The organism is Vibrio owensii, assembly GCF_002021755.1.
Lineage (GTDB): Bacteria > Pseudomonadota > Gammaproteobacteria > Enterobacterales > Vibrionaceae > Vibrio > Vibrio owensii.
This window is the reverse complement of sequence record NZ_CP019959.1, coordinates 2,673,448-2,694,142: the sequence shown is the minus strand read 5'-3', so window position 1 is coordinate 2,694,142 and position 20,695 is coordinate 2,673,448. Positions and strand designations below refer to the sequence as shown.

Sequence of the window (20,695 nt, the reverse complement as noted above, 5' to 3'; positions counted from 1 at the left end):
ATTCAGTTTGTAAATTTCCACGTACATCTCATATTCGCCAAGTATCGTTTTTTGTCTTTTTGATGAATTTATAAATCAGCGTGAAGTGAGCCGAAAAATAATGAGCCGAGTTGTAAAGTACGAATAGTTCAACGTGATTTCGTGTTGAAAAGTGAAACATAACGCTTCGAATTTCTCTCCTGAGGTCTATTTATCAACTAGTTATCTAACTATATCTGTTCATGTTCTTACGAACATCGAGTAACTCAAGGAGAGAAAAATGAAGTTCACTCTACTGCATGGTGCAGTGATAGCCGCTCTTAGTGTCAGCTATCAAGCTCAAGCCTACAACTGCCAAAACTTATCAACGTGGGATAGCACAACCGTCTATAACTCTGGCGATCAAGTGCAAACCAAAGGCGCTGCGTATGAGGCTGCTTACTGGACTCAGGGTAATGATCCGGTAAACAACTCAGGTCCATGGGAGGCGTGGAAAGGCCTTGGACAATGTGATAGTGGCGGTACAAACCTCCCTCCAACGGTGTCTTTCTCCTCTCCTGCAGATAATGCTCAGATCCCTGAAGGTAGCGTAATCACTTTGTTAGCGAACGCTGCTGACGAAGACGGCCAAGTGGCTCAAGTCGAATTTCTTGCTGGTAACCAGACCGTTGCTGTTGTTACCCAATCCCCTTTCCAAGCTAACTGGACAGCAGTAGAGGGTGTCTCTCAGTTAACGGCAATCGCCACCGACAACGAAGGTGCGGTAACCACAACCAATGTTTCTATCTTCGTTCAACCGCAAACCGAACTACCACCTCCAACCGTTTCTCTAACGAGCCCAACAGGCACGGAAACACCAAGAGTGGGTGACACTATTTCGGTAACGGCCGATGCAGCAGACAGCGATGGTTTAGTCACCCAAGTTGAATTCTTCGTAAACAACCAATCCGTTGCTGTCGATACTGCGGCTCCATATGAATATGTCTGGACGGCAGTAGTCGGTACTCATACCTTCAAAGTGCAAGCGACCGATGATTCAAACCTGACAACCATGAGCCAAGAAGTCTCGCTCGTCGTCAGCGATTCCAACTCTGGTGGCTGTGCAGATGCTGTGCCTTATGTAGCTGGTAACCGCTATGAAGCAGGCGCACTCGTTTCTAACCTCAACCAGAAATACCGCTGTGATGTTGCAGGTTGGTGTTCTTCTGATGCAGCCTGGGCTTATGAGCCGGGTGAAGGTTTGTACTGGCAGGATGCGTGGACTGGGCTAGGTGCCTGTTCGACACCGCCTCAAGTCGCTATCACCGCACCAAGCGAAGGACAAGTCTTGCTCGCAGGTGACAGCGTTGAAGTCTCGGCGGATGCCAGCGATGCAGACGGTAGCGTGACTCAAGTGGAGTTCTTCGCCAATGACACCAGTTTAGGTGTGGTTGCTCAAGCACCATATTCCGTTCTATGGAATGCAACGCTAGTTGGCGCGAATCAACTAAAAGCCGTTGCCACAGACAACGATAACAATACGTCCGAGTCTGTCGTCAACGTGACTGTGAGTGACCAAGATTTGGTGATTTCATTGACGTCACCGAGTGCAGGTCAAACCGTCGGTTTAGGTAAGAATCTCGTTCTAAGCGCAGATGCAACCTCACTAACCTCTGGTGTGAAACATGTCGACTTTATGGTGAACGGTGCAATTGTCGCAACCGACATGACGGCACCTTACTCGGCGAACTGGACACCTGCCGCAATTGGTAGCTTTACGGTAAGCGCTCAAGCCACCGACCTTGCAGGTACAACAGCGCTTTCTGATGCAGCATCGATTACCGTTGTTGAACAAACTGAGAAACGTCATAAGTTGATTGGTTACTGGCACAACTTCGTGAACGGTGCAGGCTGTCCTATCCGCCTCGCTGACATGTCTGATGCATGGGATGTGATTGATATTGCCTTTGCAGAAAACGACCGTAACAGCGATGGTACGGTGCACTTCAACCTGTATTCTGGTGACATCTACAGTGATTGTCCTGCGCTAGACCCAACTCAATTCAAGCAAGACATGGCCGCGCTGCAAGCTAAAGGTAAGAAGTTCGTTCTGTCTCTTGGTGGTGCAGAAGGCACAATCACGCTCAACACAGACCAAGATGAAGCAAACTTCGTGTCTAGCCTAACCGCATTGATTGCCGAATGGGGCTTCGATGGTTTGGATGTGGATCTTGAAAGTGGCTCTAACCTGCTGCATGGTTCGCAAATCCAAGCTCGTTTAGGTGGTGCGTTGCTGCAAATCGAGCAGAACATGGGCGGCGATATGTACCTAACCATGGCACCTGAGCACCCTTACGTACAAGGTGGCTACATTGCTTATAGCGGTATTTGGGGCGCGTACATTCCTGTTATTAACGAAACACGCAGTACGCTCGACCTTCTACACGTTCAGTTATACAACAACGGCGGCCTGCCAAACCCTTACCTGCCAGGTTCTGCACCAGAAGGTTCTGTGGATATGATGGTGGCGCAGTCTAAGATGCTGATTGAAGGTTTTGAATTGGCAGACGGCACCATGTTTGAGCCACTGCGTGATGACCAAGTGGCGATTGGCTTACCATCGGGGCCAAGCTCAGCGAACTCAGGTCAGGCGCCAACACAGAACATCCTAGACGCATTAGATTGCTTAACCAAAGGCACTTCATGTGGCACAGTGAAACCAGCGTTTAACTATCCGAACTACGCTGGCGTGATGACATGGTCAATCAACTGGGATGAGCACGATGGCTTCAACTTCTCGAAACCAGTAGGCGATAAGCTAACTCAGATGAATGCGGAGTAACTCGAATAGATACTGGATAGTATCCATATAAAAAGAGCGCCGATAACAGGCGCTCTTTGTTATTTGTGTTTCGCGAATTAGATCGTGAAGACTTGGTAATCTTTTAATGCAGGGATCTTCTTCAGCAGATCTTGTTCTTCACCTGCCATATCATCCAGTGATTCACACAAATCTTCCGCTTGTTTTTCGACGTCTTTCGAATGCTCAGCTAAGCGTTCTTGTACCTTGGCTTGTAGTTCCGTCATGCTTTCAGACAGCGCAGTTAAGTTCAAACCACCGTCTTCTTTCATCTTGGCAGACAAAGCGTCAAATGCGCTGCTTAGGAATTCTTTGTTAAAGATTTCTTGTGCCTTTTCGAAGTCTTGTGACCATGATTCTGTCATCGAATCAAAACTGTCAGCGGGTAGAATAAAATCACCATCTTTGTAGTAACGAGCTTCTACATCGGCAAAGAAATCCTTTACCGCAACCTTAACGTTATCAAACGAATCAGGCGCATCAAGGCTTACTGCGATATCATCGATGATGTCATTTGCTAGGGCTAAGCCATCACTCGCGAGCTGTTTCGCTTGCGGAATATAAGCATTCATCTTCTCGCGGTAACTTTCAATTGCCGCTTTTTGATCATCGTCTAGCTCGATCATTTCACCTTTGATGAACAAGTTATTGTCTTCATCGACGACCGCTTTTTCACCATTAGCATGTACGATTTCTAAGTTCTGACCATCCATACGAACTTCGTTGTTAATATCAACGCGACACTGAGCTGCGTAGCCACTGGCACTGATAGTCAACAAGGAGAGCGTGAGCAGTTTCTTCATTACTTTCTCTTTTTCATGGTTATTCTGTTTAACTATAACAGCCACCTATAGGTGGGATGTCAGCAAATCGTCACGACTTCATAACAGGTTGTTTTATCGCTAATTTTCATCTCCACTTCCTCCCCTTCTTCTTTGCCCATCAAAGGACGACCAAGGGGGGATTTCGGCGTAAGAACAAACACCTCTTTACCTTGCCACTCAACAGTCAAGCCGCCAGAGCAAGGGCCGATAAAGAAGGCTTTTTCAACATCGTTCTCGTCCACTAATTCCACATAAGCACCAACCGCGATACGATCATCAACAAAATCACGCAACACAAGAGTGCGGTACTGGCGAAGCTCTTCTTCACTCTCTTGCACGCGCATCGCTTGCCCGTGTGCGAGGTAAGAAGCCTCTAAAGCTAGCGTATCGTACTTATGCTCAGGCACGGTTTCTTCATCCGTCGCGGCATCAATCGCTCTCTGAGTCGAGGCATGAGCAACTTGCAGTTTATCTTCGAGTTGTTGAATGATTATTTGGACTAAATCGACTTTGTTCATACTTTTAGGGCGCGCGTTTGGCACTCAGGGTGTGTTAATGTAACCCAGTTTATCATCAAACCAAGGTTTCCCTATTATGCAAAGTGACTCGCTTCAGCAAACGCTTCAATCCGTGTTCGGGTTTGACTCATTAAGACCCGGCCAACAACCGGTGATTGAAGCTGTAATGAACGGACACTCAGCCGCTGCCATCTTCCCAACTGGCTCAGGGAAATCGCTTTGTTACCAGCTTCCTGCTACTCAGCTACCACACCTGACGTTGGTGATCTCACCGCTTCTTGCGCTGATGAAAGACCAACTTAGTTTCCTACAAAGCAGAGGCATTGCAGCGGCATCCATCGACAGTAGCCAAAGCCGTGAAGAAACCCAGCAGGTGATGGCTGGCGTAAAGAATGGACATATCAAGATTTTGATGATCTCGGTAGAGCGACTAAAAAACGAACGTTTTCGCGAGTTCATTCGTCAAATTCCACTTTCTCTCATGGTGGTTGATGAAGCGCACTGTATCTCGGAATGGGGTCATAACTTCCGTCCTGACTACCTTAAACTGCCGCAATACCAGCGTGAACTGAATATCCCTCAAACCCTCTTGCTGACCGCAACAGCTACACCAGCAGTTATCGAAGATATGCAAAGTAAGTTCGATATCGCTGGCGAGAACATTACGGTTACCGGTTTCTATCGCTCTAATCTTGATATTTCGGTACTTCCATGTGAAGAAGAAAACAAGATAACTCAATTGAGCGACATCATTGCTGCTGCACCGAAACTACCAACCATCGTGTACGTGACTCAACAGCAAACCGCAGAACAAGTTGCTAACTCACTGATTCGTTTAGGTATCAATGCTCACGCTTATCACGCGGGAATGAAGAGTGACATTCGAGAGAAAATCCAACAGCAATTCATGGACTCGCAAATCGACTGCATTGTCGCCACAATCGCCTTTGGTATGGGGGTAGATAAATCCGATATTCGCCGTGTGATTCACTTCGATTTACCGAAATCTATCGAAAACTACGCACAAGAAATTGGCCGAGCGGGACGTGATGGGCAACGTTCTGAATGTATTCTTCTGGGTAATACCTCTGGCCTAACGGTATTAGAGAACTTTGTTTACGGCGACACGCCTGAGCCAAGCTCAATCAATTATGTATTGGAACAAATTCGCGAGAACACGCCTCAGTGGGAAGTGATGGCGCTGCGCTTATCTCGCGACAGCAACATTCGCCAACTGCCGCTGAAGACCTTGTTGGTTTATCTAGAGTTGGCAAAAGTGATTGAAGCCAAATACAGTTATTTCGCGGAATATCGCTTCAAGTTCCTGCAAGACCGGTCTTTTATCCTCAATCAGTTCCAAGGTGAGCGACGCCAGTTTATTGAAGCTATTTTTGCTTGCTCGACCAAAGCGAAAGTGTGGTGCCAAGTGGATTTAGAAGCGTTGTGGATGAACTATCAATCTGAACGCAGCCGTGTGGTTGCGGCGCTTGATTACTTCCACCAAAACGGTTGGATTGAATTAGAAAGTAAACAGCTCACGGATGTGTATTCGGTTCTCCCTGCGCCACAAAACCAACAAGCGACCTCTCAACATTTGGTTGAGCTGTTCCAATCCAAAGAGCAAAAAGACATTGAACGAATTCATACGATGTTGAATCTGTTCCAATCATCGGACTGCTTGAGCTATCAATTAGCGCATTACTTTGCTGATCACCATGCACCGACGCAATGCGGCCACTGCTCAGTATGTCGTGGACAAGTCGCATCATTCCCTCAACCACAGCAAGAACAACCCGAACTGGCACATTTATCTGCTTGGGTTGATGAGTTTGTTCAGCTTTCACCAACGGCGATCAGTAATGCCGCCGTAGCTCGATTCCTATGTGGTATTAGCACGCCAATCATCACTCAACTTAAAGCCAGTAAACTTCGAGGCTATGGTTCAATGGCAAATGTCTCATTTGAACACGTGCTCAAGCAAGTTGAGTTAGCGCGAGCTTAGAAGAAACTCAATTGCCGTGCTTGTTCTTCAGGCTTGAGCATCACACTCAAGCCTAACAAGCGTATCTCTCGGCCGTTTTGGCGCTTAAGAATGTCTCTTAACAGAACTTTGAAATCTTCGAGCTCAAGTTGAGGGTGAATGTGCTCAATCGTTGTGAGTTGAAAGTCAGCAAACTTGAGCTTGATACCCTGCTTGATGATCGATTTATCTGGACTGGCTTTTTCTAAGCGTCTCTCCAGTTCAGGGTACAACTTATCTTCAATCACCTTCCAACATTCATCGTAAGTCGAAATGTTTTCGCTAAAGGTTCGCTCTACTCCAACCGATTTGCGTTCTCGCTCCACTACCACTTCACGATCATCAATACCATGGCTGCGTTTCCAAAGCGAAGCACCTTGACGGCCGAACTGACGCAATAGTTCACGGTAATCACTGTTTTTTATGTCTTCACATAGATAGAAGCCAGCCTGATGGAGTTTCTCTAAACTCACTTTGCCAACACCTGGAATCTTTTCCAAAGGCAATTTATCGACCACCTCTTGGACTTTATCGGGTGGAATCACAAACTGGCCATTGGGTTTGTTCATGTCGGAGGCGACTTTGGCAAGAAACTTAATCGGAGCAATGCCTGCAGATGCAGTAATTCCCAGCTCATTCCGGATATCATTGCGAATCGATTCCGCAATCAAAGTCGCGGAACCACGACATACCGTAGAGTCAGTCACATCGAGGTAAGCCTCATCAAGAGAAAGCGGTTCAATAAGCGATGTATATCGTTCAAAAATGGCGCGAATCTGCTGAGAAACTTGTTTATACACGTGCATACGCCCCGGGACAACGAGGAGGTTCGGACATAGCTGTAATGCTCTTGCGGTTGGCATTGCGCTGCGTACACCAAACTTACGTGCTTCATAATTACACGTGCTGATGACACCTCTCTGCTTCTCATGGCCACCTACTGCAAGCGCAATACCACGGTAATTTGGATTGTCTCGCATTTCTACCGCAGCATAGAAACAATCCATATCCACGTGAATAATTTTTCTTACTCGCTCAATCACGCTCTACACACAAACACACTGTTCAAAAACACAGTATAGCTGCAAATATACGTATTGGAAATACTGTTATCTGGAGTCAATATTGGAAATTTTTGTCGGAGTTTTTAATAGCGATGTATTCATATTTCGTTATTATTGATTCAAATAACACTAAAAAAGTAGGGACACTTCTTTGAGTAATAAAATACTGGTCGTCGAAGACAGTCGCGCCTTTAGAAACTATCTCGTACAGATCTTAACTCAGGCTGGTTATGAGGTACTTGCTGCAGAGAGCTATGCGGACGCTCAATCCATTTTAGCGGCTAAACCAGAGCTATTGTGTGCGGTATTAGATTACTGCTTACCTGACGCCCAAGAAGGCGAAATCATCGATCTCTCTTTAGCTCATCAACAAAAAGTCATCGTGCTTACGGCAATGTTTCAAGATGATGTTCGTGAAAAAATGCTGGCGAAAGGCGTGTTGGACTACATTCTGAAAGACAGTATGGCTTCCGTCTCTTACCTCCTTCCACTGATCAAACGATTGACCAATAATCAGCGACACAAGTGCTTAGTCGTTGACGATTCAATGACGGTTCGTCGCCACGTTGTTCAATTGCTAGAGCACCAGTACATCCAAACGTTGCAAGCTGAAAATGGTCAACAAGCCATCGAGTTGATCGAGCAAAACCCTGATATCACCTTGGTACTGACTGACCACGATATGCCAGTAAAGGATGGTATTACCATGATTCGCGAGCTGCGCCAGAAATTGGATAAGAACCAACTTGCTATACTGGGCATCTCAGGAAGCGACGATCACACCATGACCGCACGTTTTCTAAAGGCTGGTGCGAATGACTTTCTATATAAGCCTTTCAATCAAGAAGAATTCTTTTGCCGCGTTCATCAAATCTTAGACATGAAAGAAGCAACCACTGAGCTATTTAGAATGGCAAACCAAGATGCGCTTACTGGGTTATGGAATCGCCGCTTTTTGTTTGGACAAGCTTGCGGTGGCTGTGAGAAGCGCAATATCGCTATGCTGGACATCGACTTTTTCAAGAAGGTCAACGATAACTACGGGCATGATGGCGGTGATGCTGCGCTGGTGATGGTAGCGAATATCCTAAAGATTTACTTCCCCGAAGACATCATCGCTCGCTTTGGTGGGGAAGAATTCTGTATTCAAGCTTGTGGAAGCTATGATGATTTCGTCACTCGTTTAGAGCAAATGCGCCAAAGGGTAGAGAAAACCCCTATTCCGTATCAGGAAGAAGACATTCAAGTGACCATCAGTGTTGGCGTGTCAAATATACAGGGTAATCTAGACCAACAGATAAAAGTGGCCGATGACCGTTTATATCAAGCAAAAGAAAGTGGTCGCAACCAGACTGTCTACCAATAGCGCCCTGTTTCTCGATTACAAAAAACAAAACCCAGCGACAAGGCTGGGTTTTCTATTTTGGTTATCGCCGATTAAGCAATGCGATCTTTTTCCCATGCAGCGAGCTTCTCAGCACGCGCAGCTTCACGGGCTTCACGCTTTTTACGTGCATCACATGGTTCTGGGCAGTTACATACTTTCTCGATGCCTACTGCACCAAGACCACCACAGCTACCTTTTACAACCTTCTTTTGGAAGATGTAACCTACTGCCATCGCTGCAATCACCGCAACAAAGACAGCAAAAGTAATTAGAAATGTACTCATAAGGACATGCTCACTTCTGTTGTTATTTCTTCATGAACGGCTTGTATGCTTCCGAAGCCAGCTCTTTAAAACCATCATCCGTTTTCACAACCATGAAAACAGGAATGTTATTCTCGTTCGCGATTTCCATGCCTTTGTCTTCACCTAGCACCATTAGGCCAGTTGCCAGACCATCAGCCGTCATCGACGATTTATCCAGTACCGTTACAGACACCACTTTATGATGGATTGGTTTGCCTGTTTGCGGGTTAATGATGTGAGAGTATCGCACACCATTGCTCTCAAAGTAATTACGATAGTCACCGCTTGTTGCAATTGCCATATCACCCGGCTCAATAATTTCTTGAATTGAGCGCTCATCAACGGTTGGCTTTTCAATTGCAATACGCCACGGCACACCTTCACGGTTAATGCCTTTTAAGCGCATTTCACCACCAACTTCTACCATGTAGTTGTGAATACCTTCAGATTGTAGGTAATCCGCAACCACATCAACACCCCAACCTTTTGCGATAGTTGATAGATCAACGTAAAGGTTTGGAATGTCTTTAGACATTTTATTGCCTTCAATAGACAGATGATGGATACCTGTATTCGCTTTGCGAGCTGCTAGCTCTTCATCTGTCGGAACCACATCTGGACGCGCTTCAGGACCAAAGCCCCAAAGGTTAACCAAAGGACCAACAGTGACGTCTAGTGCACCTAAAGTAAGACCGTTTAGACGAATCGCTTCTTTCACTACTGTTGCAGTTTGCGGTGATACCTCGAATGGCTCACTCGTTGTGTGTTGGTTAAAACGGCTAAGCTCTGAATCTTCACGGTACGTCGACATTTGATCGTTCACTTCTTCAAGTAGGCGATCGATTTCTGTCTGGAGCGCTTCAGGCGATGGTAGGCCATCTTGCTGAATGTATTTGATGTTGTAAGTTGTGCCCATAGTTGGGCCACTTAGATGAATTTGATCCGCAGACTTTTCACAGCCAGCCAAAACCAATAGAGAAGCGAATGCAACAAGCCACTTTTTCACTTGTTTACTCCTATTGTCGTTAAATTGATATGGAAAATGGGTTCTCTTGAGACAAACCGATTTCCTATATCAACTGTTGAATATCGTCGTGTTTTCTACAAAAAATAATGGCTAGCTCTTAGAGAGCTAGCCATAGATTCAATCACTTGGAGGAATTAACCACCGAAGTCATCTAGTAGGATGTTTTCATCCTCTACACCTAGATCTTTTAGCATGCCGATTACAGCAGCGTTCATCATAGGTGGACCACACATGTAGTATTCACAGTCTTCTGGCGCTTCGTGATCACGTAGGTAGTTCTCGTAAAGAACGTTGTGAATGAAGCCAGTGTAACCATCCCAGTTATCTTCTGGCATAGGGTCAGACAGTGCACAGTGCCATACGAAGTTATCGTTGTCAGCCGCTAGGCCGTCGAAGTCTTCTACGTAGAACATTTCACGCTTAGAACGTGCACCGTACCAGAATGACATCTTACGCTTAGAGTGCAGACGTTTTAGCTGGTCGAAGATATGAGAACGCATTGGAGCCATACCTGCACCACCACCAACGAATACCATTTCAGCGTCAGTGTCTTTCGCGAAGAACTCACCAAATGGACCAGAAATCGTACACTTGTCGCCTTCTTTCAGAGACCAGATGAACGATGACATGATGCCAGGTGGTACGTCTGGGTTGTTAGGCGGCGGCGTAGCGATACGCACGTTAAGCATGATGATACCGTGCTCTTCTGGGTAGTTAGCCATAGAGTATGCGCGGATCGTGTCTTCGTTTACCTTAGACTCGTAGCGGAACAGGTTAAACTTGTCCCAATCTTCACGGTATTCTTCAGGTACATCGAAATCAGCGTATTTAACGTGGTGAGCTGGCGCTTCAATCTGGATGTAACCACCAGCACGGAAAGGTACTGATTCGCCATCTGGGATTTGTAGCTTAAGCTCTTTGATGAATGTTGCTTTGTTATCGTTAGAGATAACAGTACATTCCCACTTCTTAACGCCGAAGATTTCTTCAGGAAGTTCGATGTCCATGTCAGTTTTCATTGCAACCTGACACGCTAGACGCTCACCTTCACGTGCTTCACCTTTAGTAATGTGGTCAAGCTCGGTAGGTAGGATGTCACCACCACCTGATTTAACTTTTACGCGACACTGACCACAAGAGCCACCGCCACCACAAGCAGAAGATACGAATACGCCAGCACCAGCTAACGCAGATAGTAGCTTACCACCTGGTTGTGTAACGATCGCCAGTGAAGGGTCATCGTTCACAGAAATTGTAATGTCACCTGTTGGTACAAGCTTAGACTTAGCGAAAAGAATCACTAGTACTAGCGCAAGTACGATCAGAGTAAACATCACTACACCAAGAATAATGTCCATTGACTATTCCTTAATTGTTGCGGTTTACCCGACTTACAGTTGAACACCAGAGAAAGACATGAAGCCTAACGCCATTAGACCTACAGTGATGAACGTGATGCCTAGACCACGTAGACCAGGAGGTACGTCTGAATACTTCATCTTCTCACGGATACCTGCAAGAGCAACGATTGCTAGCATCCAGCCCACACCAGAGCCGAAGCCGTAAACAACAGATTCAGCAAAGTTGTAGTCACGTTGTACCATGAAAGATACACCACCGAAGATCGCACAGTTTACTGTGATCAGCGGTAGGAAGATGCCTAGCGCGTTGTACAAAGGTGGGAAGAAACGGTCAAGAACCATCTCTAGAATCTGTACAAGTGCCGCAATTACACCGATAAAGGTGATGAAGTTTAGGAAGCTAAGGTCTACGCCCTCAACTAACGCGTTCTCTTTCAAAACTAGGTTGTAAACTAGGTTGTTCACAGGAACTGCGATAGTTAGTACTACCACAACAGCAACACCTAGACCGAAAGAGGTCTTAACTTTCTTAGATACGGCAAGGAAAGTACACATACCTAGGAAGAAAGACAGTGCCATGTTTTCGATGAAAATCGATTTAACTAGCAGACTGATGTAATGTTCCATGACGTCCTTACTCCTTCGCTTCGATTTGTTCAGGTCTGATAATGCGGATAGCCCAGATCATGAAACCGATTAAGAAGAATGCTGATGGTGCAAGTAGCATCAGGCCGTTTGGCTGGTACCAACCACCGTTGCTCACTAGAGGTAGTACTTCTAGGCCAAATAGTTTGCCTGAGCCAAATAGCTCGCGGAAGAAACCAACAGTGATAAGAACGAAACCGTAACCAAGACCGTTACCGATACCATCGATTAGAGATGGGATTGGCGCAGATTTCATCGCGAACGCTTCAGCACGACCCATTACGATACAGTTCGTAATGATCAGACCTACGAATACCGATAGCTGTTTAGAGATATCGTATAGGTATGCTTTAAGCACTTGGTCTACCACGATTACTAGAGATGCGATGATCGCCATTTGAACGATGATACGCACACTGTTAGGAATGTGGTTACGGATTAGAGAAACAGAGAAGTTCGACAGTGCAGTTACAAATGTTACCGCTAGTGTCATTACAAATGCTGTTTCTAGTTTAGTTGTTACTGCAAGAGCAGAACATACACCAAGAACCTGCAGCGCGATTGGGTTGTTATCCAACACCGGCGCCATAATGCTCTTTTTAATGTTTTGTGCGCTAGACATTAGTTCAGACCTCCGTCACGAACTTTTGCTAGGAAAGGACCAAAGCCCATGTCACCTAACCAGAAGTCGAATGTACCTTGAACACCGTTACCAGTTAGTGTCGCACCAGATAGGCCGTCAACGCCGTGTTCAGAACCTTCTGGAGCACCACCTTTAACAATCTTGATTGCTGGTTTGTGGTTCTCGTCGAATAGTTTCTTGCCAACGAATTGAGCACGCCATGCTGGGTTCTCTACTTCACCACCAAGTCCAGGAGTTTCACCTTGCTCGTAGTAAGTGATACCAGACACAGTGTCACCGTCAGTTTCAACCGCAACGAATGCGTACATCATTGACCAAAGACCAGTACCGTGAACAGGGATGATAACTTTAGATACTTCATCACCGCTTTTCACTAGGTAAACGATACCAGTGTTAGCACGACGTAGGATCTTAGCTTTGTCTTCTTCAGCCGTTAGCTTGATAGACTCAGATGGATCTTTCGCTGCTTTACGTTGGTCGTAGTTAGCTGCTGTAGAACCGTCACCCGCAGTCTCAACAAAATCACCTGTTTTGAAGTCAACTAGACGAGGTTCAATGTACTCAGCAAATAGCTCAGGTACTTTTTTACCGTCAGCTTCAATGCCAGCAACTTCTACAATCTTTGATTGCTTATCTAGGACAGCGTTAGCTTTTTGCTTATCACGCAGGCCTACTGCCGCTGTTGATACGATGATTGAACAAACAAGGCTCAACCCGATAACAACACCCAGCGTCTTTTTAATGCTGTCGTTATTACTTGCCATAGCGTGCTAGTCTCCGCTTGATGTTCTTCTCGATAACTACATGGTCGAACAGAGGTGCGAATAGGTTCGCGAATAGAATCGCCAGCATCATACCCTCTGGGTAAGCTGGGTTAACTACACGGATCATCACACACATTGCACCGATTAGGATGCCGTACCACCACTTACCACCGTTGGTAAATGAAGCTGATACTGGGTCTGTTGCCATGAAGAACATACCGAATGCAAAACCACCTAGAACTAGGTGCCAGTGCCATGGCATGTTGAACATTGGGTTGGTGTCAGAGCCGATCACGTTGAACAGTGTCGATACTGCAATCATACCGATCATTACACCCGCAATGATGCGCCATGAAGCGATTCGCATGTATACGATCATCGCTGCACCGATCATTAGAGCAAGCGTCGATACTTCACCAATTGAACCTGGGATGTTACCGATGAAAGCATCCATCCAAGTGATAGGAGCGCCAGTGATGTTGTTGATCAACGCGCCGCTACCGCCGTGAGCCCATTGGCTAAGAGCAGTTGCACCAGAGAAGCCGTCAGCTGCTGTCCATACTACGTCACCCGAGATTTGAGCTGGGTAAGCGAAGAATAGGAAAGCACGACCTGCAAGTGCAGGGTTCAGGAAGTTACGACCTGTACCACCAAAGATCTCTTTAGCAACAACAACACCAAATGTGATACCTAGTGCCGCTTGCCATAGAGGTAGCGTTGGTGGAACGATAAGTGCGAATAGAATAGAAGTTACAAAGAAACCTTCGTTCACTTCGTGCTTACGCACCATACAGAAAAGCACTTCCCAGAAACCACCAACAATAAATACTGTTGCGTAGATTGGTAGGAAGTAAGTCGCACCGAGTAGCATTTTACTGCCAACGCCTGCTTCCGCACCGATGGTGCCGCCAAGCATTTCTGTTAGCCAATAGTGCCAGTTACCAGAGATAACTGTCGCTAGTTGATCACCAGCGTACATGTGGTTAAGTGCTGCGATAGCTTGGCCACCCGCGTTGTACATACCCCAGAACATTGCTGGGAATACCGCGAACCAAACCATGATCATGATACGTTTTAAGTCAACGCTATCACGGACGTGCGAGCTGCGTTTTGTTACTAGACCTGGCGTGTAGAAAAGCGTTGCCGCTGCTTCGTACAGTGCAAACCATTTTTCGTGTTTACCGCCCGGTTCAAAATGATGCTCGATATCCTCTATGAATTTCTTAAGCATGGATTACCCTTCCTTCACAATGGTATCTAGGCATTCACGAAGTAGCAGACCGTACTCGTATTTACCAGGACATACAAAGGTGCACAATGCTAGATCTTCTTCATCCAGTTCAAGCGCACCCAGTGCTTGGGCACTGTCTGTATCGCCTGCACATAGATCACGAAGTAGCAAAGTAGGTTCCATATCAAGAGGCATTACACGCTCGTAGTTGCCAATTGGAACCATTGCACGATCACTACCGTTAGTTGTCGTTGTCATGTTGAACAACTGACCTTTAAAGATGTGACTCAGGAAAGATTTAGTGATTGAGAATTTGTTTTTGCCAGGAACAGCCCAGCCAAACAGTTCTTTCTCACGACCTTCACGCAGGACAGAAACCTGCTGATGGTAACGACCAAGGTAAGCATGTGGACCAGACGCTTGAGTACCAGAAAGTACAGAGCCTGAAATCACACGAACTTCACCTGGCATCAATTCGCTGTCAGTTAGGTCTTCAAGAGAAGCACCTACAACAGTACGAAGAAGACGTGGGTTATTCACTACAGGACCAGCAAGAGATACAACACGATCTGTGTATAGCTCACCGGTAAGGAATAACTTACCGAACGCGATAACGTCTTGGTAGTTGATGCTCCAAGCCACGTTTTGTGCATTTACTGGGTATAGGAAATGCATGTGGGTGCCAGCAAGACCTGCTGGGTGAGGGCCATCGAAGACGTGTTCTTCTACGTTAGACTGAGAAGAGCGTGGCAAACTAGTACCAGATTTACATACGTAAACCTTGCCTTCTGTCAGGGCTGAAAGAATGTCTAGACCGGCAACGAATGCTTCTTGTTGTTCATTAATGATCAACTCAGGCTGAGCTGCTAGTGGATTAGTATCCATCGCAGTTACAAAGATAGCCTTAGAATTTGATTCGATTGCTGGAACCTTGCTGAACGGACGAGTACGTAAAGCGGTCCAAAGGCCAGATTCAACCAATTGAGTCTTGATCACTTCGCGATCTAGACCTGCTAGTTGAGCTGCTTCGAACTTATCAAATGTCACCTGCTCTTCGCCTGCCACTTCAATCACTACAGATTGAAGAACACGCTTAGCGCCACGGTTAACTTCGATCACTTTACCGGCTGCTGGAGCTGTGAACTTAACGCCAGGGTTCTTTTTGTCTTCAAAAAGAACTTGCGCTTTTTTCACTTCATCACCAACGCGGACATGCATGGTAGGACGCATGCCAACGTACTCTTCGCCAAGCAAGGCGACTTTTTTGATGGTCTTACCATCATTAATCACCTGGGATGGAGTTCCTGCGATAGGAAGATCCAAGCCCTTCTTTATTGTAATCATACGCACTTGCACTACTTTTATCGGGAAAAAGATTCTTTTGATTGCGTAACTTTTAGACACGACATCAGTGTCCGGTTTCGATGCTGTTTAAAACATCAAAATCGCAACATCCTATTAATTATCTCGTCACAAATATTAGGCGAGATTTATCAGGTGCGGTAGTCTAGCATTTTTTGGGAACTTGATGCCATGACCAATCTTAGGAAAGGTGGGTTTATTTCGGTAGAATCGAGTGTAAAAGGTTAAAGAATAGTCATAACTTTGACCCATCGCACAAATGCCAAATCCCTTGCATCTGTCATGGAAATAAAACATTCACGCTTTGAAACATGCATTAATTTTCATTCATTTGTTGAAACACTGTTAACACATTTTTTAACCTTCATTTGTGCCACATTTTAATCCCGAAAAGATGTAAAACAAAAAAAGATGGCCGAAACCATCTTTTTCAAATCAGCGAGTTAAAGCCGGTTTAACGACCGCCACCCATACACATAGGACTATCTGGCGCGCCATCTTGCTCTAATTTCCACTCTTCGTTAGTGTAAGTATGAATCGCCAACGCATGAATGTGATTATCGAGTTCATCAGCAAGCACTGTGTGCACCTGACGATGTCGACCAATAAGGCGCTGACCCGCGAACGCATCACTGACAACAATCACTTTGAAGTGACTCTCAGAACCCGGCGGAACATTGTGCATGTAGCTCTCATTGATCACTTTCAAATAATTAGGTTGCAGCTCACTATGCAGTTTCTTTTCTATGATTTCTTGGATCATATTCAGTCCTCATCGATACTAGTCCGGTAAGTATATACTCTAGTTTGACAAATGAAATCAACGAAACCTCCTTGCTCTACCTTCTCATAATCCACACAGTTCGCTAAAAGCCTGTGAAAATCAGTAAATTTGACAGCTTTTTGTATCTTGAATCTTCATCATTTGCGACAATAATCACTAATTTCCAAATCCACTTACGTTTAGTTATGAAAACCGAATTAGACCTTCACGATCGTAGCCTCACGCTACATCGTTTCCCAAAGCGCTCCAATGAGACTCTTCAAGCATGGGATGCGGGTGATGAGTACCTTATCAATCACGTAGAAGAATTAGCGCTGCCAGAGAATCAAAACATCGTGGTTATCAATGATAATTTCGGCGCGTTGGCATGCTGGTTTTCAGAGAAACATAATGTCACATTGATGAGTGACTCTTTTATTTCTCATAAAGGTGCCAAACAAAACCTCGAAGATAACCAATGTAAGCAAGTTGCCTTTCTCAGTACGATGGATGAGATCCCTGAGAATACAGATTTGGTTTTGATGCAATTGCCGAAAAGCAACCGCCATTTGGTTTGGCTGTTAAGTCAATTACGTAAATCGCTTCCGACCTCTTGCCCTATTATTGCGGTGAACAAAGCCAAAGAGATCCACACTTCTACTCTGAAGCTCTTCGAAAAACACTTAGGTGAAACCACCACCTCCCTTGCATGGAAAAAGCATCGTTTGGTGTTTTCTCATGCAACCGCGCAGCCGATCCATGCCGTAGATCCGATGACAGTCTGGGGAGTAGACGGAGAGAACATCCGATTGAAAAACCTGCCAAATGTTTACTCAGGTGAAAGCTTGGATTTAGGTGCACGCTTTATGTTGCAGCACCTACCTCAAGATCCTGAGTTGAAGAACATTATCGACTTGGGCTGTGGTAATGGTGTGTTGTCCATCAAAATGGGGCAGTTAAATCCAAAAGCTCACCTAACTTGTGTTGATGAGAGCTTCATGGCGGTGGAGTCTGCAAGGCAAAACCTTATCGCTAACTTAGGTGAAGGCCGAGATATTGAATGTATCGCGAACAACTGTTTAGACGACTTCAAACCTGAAAGCGCATGTATGGTGATGTGTAACCCTCCTTTCCATCAGCAACAGGCCATTACAGACCATATCGCTTGGCAAATGTTCTGTGACTCAAAACAAATTCTGAACCAAGGTGGGAAGTTATTGGTCATAGGTAACCGTCACCTTGGTTACGATGCAAAGCTGAAACGTCTATTCGGCGACAAAAATGTGAAATTAGTCGCTTCTAACAACAAGTTCGTGATTTTACAGGCAACGAAAAATCCTGCTAAATTAGGCGCTAAGCAATAAAGTCCTGACTTTAGCAAAATGTTTAAAAGGAATAATAAGATGAAAAAACTGGTACTAGCGGCTTCGGTTGCCTTGCTTGCTGCATGTTCAGCGCCACAACAGCAACCTCAACTGAATCTGATGCCTGAAACAACGCTAAGCACTAACCCTATCGTACAAGGCAAAAGCTACAGCCTAACCAGTAAAGATGTGCGCGCCGCACAATACGTTGCGCTAGTCGACAACGGTCGCTCAAACATTTTGCCACTTCACGCGAAACAGAACCTACGTATTTCTCTTGAAGAAGCATTGGAGAAGCAATTCTCTTCTCAAGGTTTCCATTCTGATCTGAACAGCGACAACTCAATCGAACTTGAAGTACAAGAAGCGTTAGTAAACGTGAAGCACTCCGTAATGGAAAACGAGATGGATGCAAAAGTGGTTCTAGAAATCACAGCAGAAACTCCGCAAGGCAAGCTAGTTAAGACCTATACTGGTACTGCTAAACGTTCAGGGACACTAAGCGCTTCGGACTCAGATATTGAGCAAACACTAAATGATGTTGTTGCTCTTACTTTGAAAGAGATCGCGAATGACCCTGAGCTTCGTCAATACATGCAGGAGCGATTCTAATGCTACGCAAAGCCATTCTTTCTCTCGCGCTATTAAGCTGCAGCGTTTTTGCTGGTCCTAAAGTGGCGTTTGAAACCACGCTAGGTAATTTCACTGTTGAGCTCAATGAAGAAAAAGCACCGATTACTGTCGCTAACTTCCTCAAATACGTGGAAGACGGCAGCTACGAAGGTACGATTTTCCATCGTGTGATTCCTGGTTTTATGGCGCAAGGTGGCGGCTTTAATCAAGATATGCAGATGCAAAAAACTTATGCGCCAATCAAAAACGAAGGTAACAACGGTTTGAACAATGACCGTGCAACCATCGCGATGGCACGTACAAACGCTCCTGATTCTGCAACGCGCCAGTTCTTTATTAACCTCGTGGACAATGACTTCTTAAACTATGGCGCTCGTCCACCTGGTTATGCAGTATTTGGCGAAGTCACTGAAGGCTTCGATGTCATTCAAAAAATGGCCGCTCAGCCAACCAAATCTATCGGTCGCATGCGCGATGTCCCAGAGACGCAAATCGTCATCACCAAAGCAACACTACTCAAATAGCCAAAACCATAAGCCCTTTGAATATTCGAAGGGCTTTCTCTTTTAGTGGCTCTATTTTAACGGATTGATTTATGTCTTCATTACCTTCCATCACTTGGTTGGAAACGGTAAAAAGTTACCTCGATAAACGCCTACTTTGGGTTTTCATGCTTGGCTGTTCCAGCGGTTTTCCATGGGTGCTTATCGGTTCAAATATGTCAGGCTGGCTGAAAGATGCTGGCTTAACACTTTCTGCGATCGGCTACTTTGGTAGTGTGTTCGCGGTCTACGCGATCAACTTTCTATGGGCGCCATTGGTCGATCGCGTCAAATTGCCTGTTTTGCATCGTTTGTTGGGACAGCGACGTAGTTGGATTTTCTTATGCCAAAGTATCGTCTTAGTTGCCACGCTGTTTATTGCCGGCGTAAACCCAGCAGAAAACCTGATGTTAACGTCACTTCTTGCTCTGTGTATTGCTACGGCTTCCGCAACACAAGATATTGCCATTGACGCCTTTCGTATCGATACATTCCCTAAAACGGAGCAATCGAAGCTTCCGCAAGCTTCAGCTATGGCGGTGATTGGTTGGTGGACAGGTTATTCCTTACCGGGCTATTTAGCTTTCATCAACGCTGACAGTATCGGTTGGAACGGTGTCTACTACGGAATGGCGTTTATTGTCGTTTTACTGATGATTTTTACTCTATTGGTCGGTGAACCGAAAACTCAACGAGAGCAACTTCAATCTGAAGCGGAGCAACGCCATAAAGAGGTAGTGGGTTCTAAAGTAGTGGCTTGGTTTACCGTAACGGTTGTAGAACCCTTCATAGACTTCTTTAACCGAAATGGCGTTCGTGTTGCCATCACCCTTCTTTTGTTTGTTTTCCTATTTAAGATTGGTGAAGCCTTCTTAGGGCGTATGTCGATCGCTTTCTACAAAGAAATTGGTTTTAGCAACGAACAGATTGGTTACTACTCGAAACTCATTGGCTGGGGCGCGACCATGCTGTTCACTTTTGTTGGCAGCATGTTCAACGTTAAGTTTGGTATTGTACGTGGCCTGATGATTGGCGGTATCGCCATGGCAGCAAGTAACTTGATGTTTGCTTGGATCGCGAAAGTGGGCCCGAACGAGCACTTGTTCCTAGCAACAATCATTGTCGATAACTTTACGACTGCTTTCTCAACAGTCGCTTTTGTTTCCTTCTTAACGATTCTGACTGGGCAAGCTTTCTCAGCGACTCAATACGCGTTGCTAGCTTCACTGGGTAACTTTGGACGAACGACGCTGGCATCATTCAGTGGCGAGTTGGTCGACTATCTGAATGACTGGACAACCTTCTTTGCAATTACTGCAGTCATGGTCATTCCAAGTTTGATCATGCTCTATTCTTTACGCCACTACTTTACCGAACTGCTCGAAAAAGCAAGGCAAAGAGACTAAAGAAAATAGTTAAAAAAA

Annotated in this window: 19 protein-coding genes; 7 read left to right on the top strand and 12 right to left on the bottom strand. The window is 45.5% G+C overall.

Annotation, left to right across the window (positions count from 1 at the left end; translation table 11 throughout):
- Nucleotides 1–259 precede the first annotated feature (259 nt).
- A complete protein-coding gene (locus A9237_RS12345) occupies nt 260–2,800 on the top strand; it encodes an Ig-like domain-containing protein (protein WP_078608285.1) in 2,541 nt (846 codons plus the stop codon).
- A 77-nt stretch (nt 2,801–2,877) separates the two neighbouring features.
- On the opposite strand, the gene A9237_RS12340 is transcribed toward A9237_RS12345, so the two are convergent.
- The gene (locus A9237_RS12340; RefSeq protein ID WP_078608284.1) at nt 2,878–3,621 is read right to left on the bottom strand and encodes a YggN family protein; all 744 of its coding nucleotides are present in this window, start codon (nt 3,619–3,621) and stop codon (nt 2,878–2,880) included.
- 59 nt (nt 3,622–3,680) lie between these two features.
- Nucleotides 3,681–4,160, bottom strand: a complete 480-nt coding sequence (locus A9237_RS12335) for a GreA/GreB family elongation factor (RefSeq protein WP_078608283.1) — start codon at nt 4,158–4,160, stop codon at nt 3,681–3,683.
- Between the two features lie 76 nt (nt 4,161–4,236).
- Between A9237_RS12335 and A9237_RS12330 the strand changes: the two genes are divergently transcribed.
- The gene (locus A9237_RS12330) at nt 4,237–6,162 is read left to right on the top strand and encodes a RecQ family ATP-dependent DNA helicase (RefSeq protein WP_078608282.1); all 1,926 of its coding nucleotides are present in this window, start codon (nt 4,237–4,239) and stop codon (nt 6,160–6,162) included.
- On the opposite strand, the gene dinB is transcribed toward A9237_RS12330, so the two are convergent.
- Nucleotides 6,159–7,187, bottom strand: coding sequence for a DNA polymerase IV (gene dinB / locus A9237_RS12325; RefSeq protein WP_009707440.1), 1,029 nt, complete (start codon nt 7,185–7,187; stop codon nt 6,159–6,161). The two genes, A9237_RS12330 and dinB, sit on opposite strands and share 4 nt — an antisense overlap.
- 208 nt (nt 7,188–7,395) lie before the next feature.
- Here dinB and A9237_RS12320 point away from each other — a divergent pair, with 208 nt between their 5' ends.
- Complete coding sequence (locus A9237_RS12320) at nt 7,396–8,610, top strand: diguanylate cyclase (RefSeq protein WP_020195478.1); 1,215 nt, start codon at nt 7,396–7,398, stop codon at nt 8,608–8,610.
- 71 nt (nt 8,611–8,681) lie between these two features.
- Here the strand turns inward: A9237_RS12320 and nqrM are convergent, their stop codons facing one another.
- The 9 genes from nqrM to bolA all read right to left on the bottom strand — a co-directional run bounded on the left by nqrM (nt 8,682) and on the right by bolA (nt 16,732).
- Entirely contained in the window at nt 8,682–8,915 is a 234-nt protein-coding gene (nqrM, locus tag A9237_RS12315; protein ID WP_005436655.1) for a (Na+)-NQR maturation NqrM, read from the bottom strand.
- A gap of 22 nt (nt 8,916–8,937) precedes the next feature.
- The gene (locus tag A9237_RS12310; RefSeq protein WP_005436654.1) at nt 8,938–9,942 is read right to left on the bottom strand and encodes an FAD:protein FMN transferase; all 1,005 of its coding nucleotides are present in this window, start codon (nt 9,940–9,942) and stop codon (nt 8,938–8,940) included.
- 155 nt (nt 9,943–10,097) lie between these two features.
- Nucleotides 10,098–11,321: an NADH:ubiquinone reductase (Na(+)-transporting) subunit F gene (gene nqrF, locus A9237_RS12305; protein ID WP_009707442.1), complete on the bottom strand. Its 1,224-nt coding sequence runs from the start codon at nt 11,319–11,321 to the stop codon at nt 10,098–10,100.
- A 33-nt stretch (nt 11,322–11,354) separates the two neighbouring features.
- The gene (gene nqrE, locus A9237_RS12300; RefSeq protein WP_005436652.1) at nt 11,355–11,951 is read right to left on the bottom strand and encodes an NADH:ubiquinone reductase (Na(+)-transporting) subunit E; all 597 of its coding nucleotides are present in this window, start codon (nt 11,949–11,951) and stop codon (nt 11,355–11,357) included.
- A gap of 7 nt (nt 11,952–11,958) precedes the next feature.
- Nucleotides 11,959–12,591 (bottom strand): NADH:ubiquinone reductase (Na(+)-transporting) subunit D, encoded by a 633-nt coding sequence (locus A9237_RS12295; protein ID WP_005436651.1) that lies wholly within the window; start codon nt 12,589–12,591, stop codon nt 11,959–11,961.
- Nucleotides 12,591–13,376, bottom strand: a complete 786-nt coding sequence (locus A9237_RS12290; RefSeq protein ID WP_009707443.1) for a Na(+)-translocating NADH-quinone reductase subunit C — start codon at nt 13,374–13,376, stop codon at nt 12,591–12,593. The genes A9237_RS12295 and A9237_RS12290 overlap by 1 nt, the downstream gene beginning before the upstream one ends.
- Nucleotides 13,366–14,607 (bottom strand): NADH:ubiquinone reductase (Na(+)-transporting) subunit B, encoded by a 1,242-nt coding sequence (locus A9237_RS12285; protein WP_005436648.1) that lies wholly within the window; start codon nt 14,605–14,607, stop codon nt 13,366–13,368. The genes A9237_RS12290 and A9237_RS12285 overlap by 11 nt, the downstream gene beginning before the upstream one ends.
- A gap of 3 nt (nt 14,608–14,610) precedes the next feature.
- On the bottom strand, nt 14,611–15,951 hold the full coding sequence (locus tag A9237_RS12280; protein WP_032803016.1) for a Na(+)-translocating NADH-quinone reductase subunit A: 1,341 nt from the start codon (nt 15,949–15,951) through the stop codon (nt 14,611–14,613).
- A gap of 472 nt (nt 15,952–16,423) precedes the next feature.
- Nucleotides 16,424–16,732: a transcriptional regulator BolA gene (gene bolA / locus A9237_RS12275; protein WP_005436644.1), complete on the bottom strand. Its 309-nt coding sequence runs from the start codon at nt 16,730–16,732 to the stop codon at nt 16,424–16,426.
- A 206-nt stretch (nt 16,733–16,938) separates the two neighbouring features.
- Here bolA and A9237_RS12270 point away from each other — a divergent pair, with 206 nt between their 5' ends.
- The 4 genes from A9237_RS12270 (at nt 16,939) to A9237_RS12255 (ending at nt 20,677) form a co-directional block, all read left to right on the top strand.
- Nucleotides 16,939–18,096 carry a methyltransferase gene (locus A9237_RS12270; RefSeq protein WP_078608281.1) on the top strand — a complete coding sequence of 386 codons (1,158 nt, stop codon included), beginning with the start codon at nt 16,939–16,941 and terminating at the stop codon, nt 18,094–18,096.
- 39 nt (nt 18,097–18,135) lie between these two features.
- Entirely contained in the window at nt 18,136–18,708 is a 573-nt protein-coding gene (locus A9237_RS12265) for a YajG family lipoprotein (RefSeq protein ID WP_005436640.1), read from the top strand.
- Nucleotides 18,708–19,253, top strand: coding sequence for a peptidylprolyl isomerase (locus A9237_RS12260; protein ID WP_009707446.1), 546 nt, complete (start codon nt 18,708–18,710; stop codon nt 19,251–19,253). The genes A9237_RS12265 and A9237_RS12260 overlap by 1 nt, the downstream gene beginning before the upstream one ends.
- Nucleotides 19,254–19,324: 71 nt before the next feature.
- Nucleotides 19,325–20,677 (top strand): AmpG family muropeptide MFS transporter, encoded by a 1,353-nt coding sequence (locus tag A9237_RS12255; RefSeq protein WP_078608280.1) that lies wholly within the window; start codon nt 19,325–19,327, stop codon nt 20,675–20,677.
- Nucleotides 20,678–20,695 lie beyond the last annotated feature (18 nt).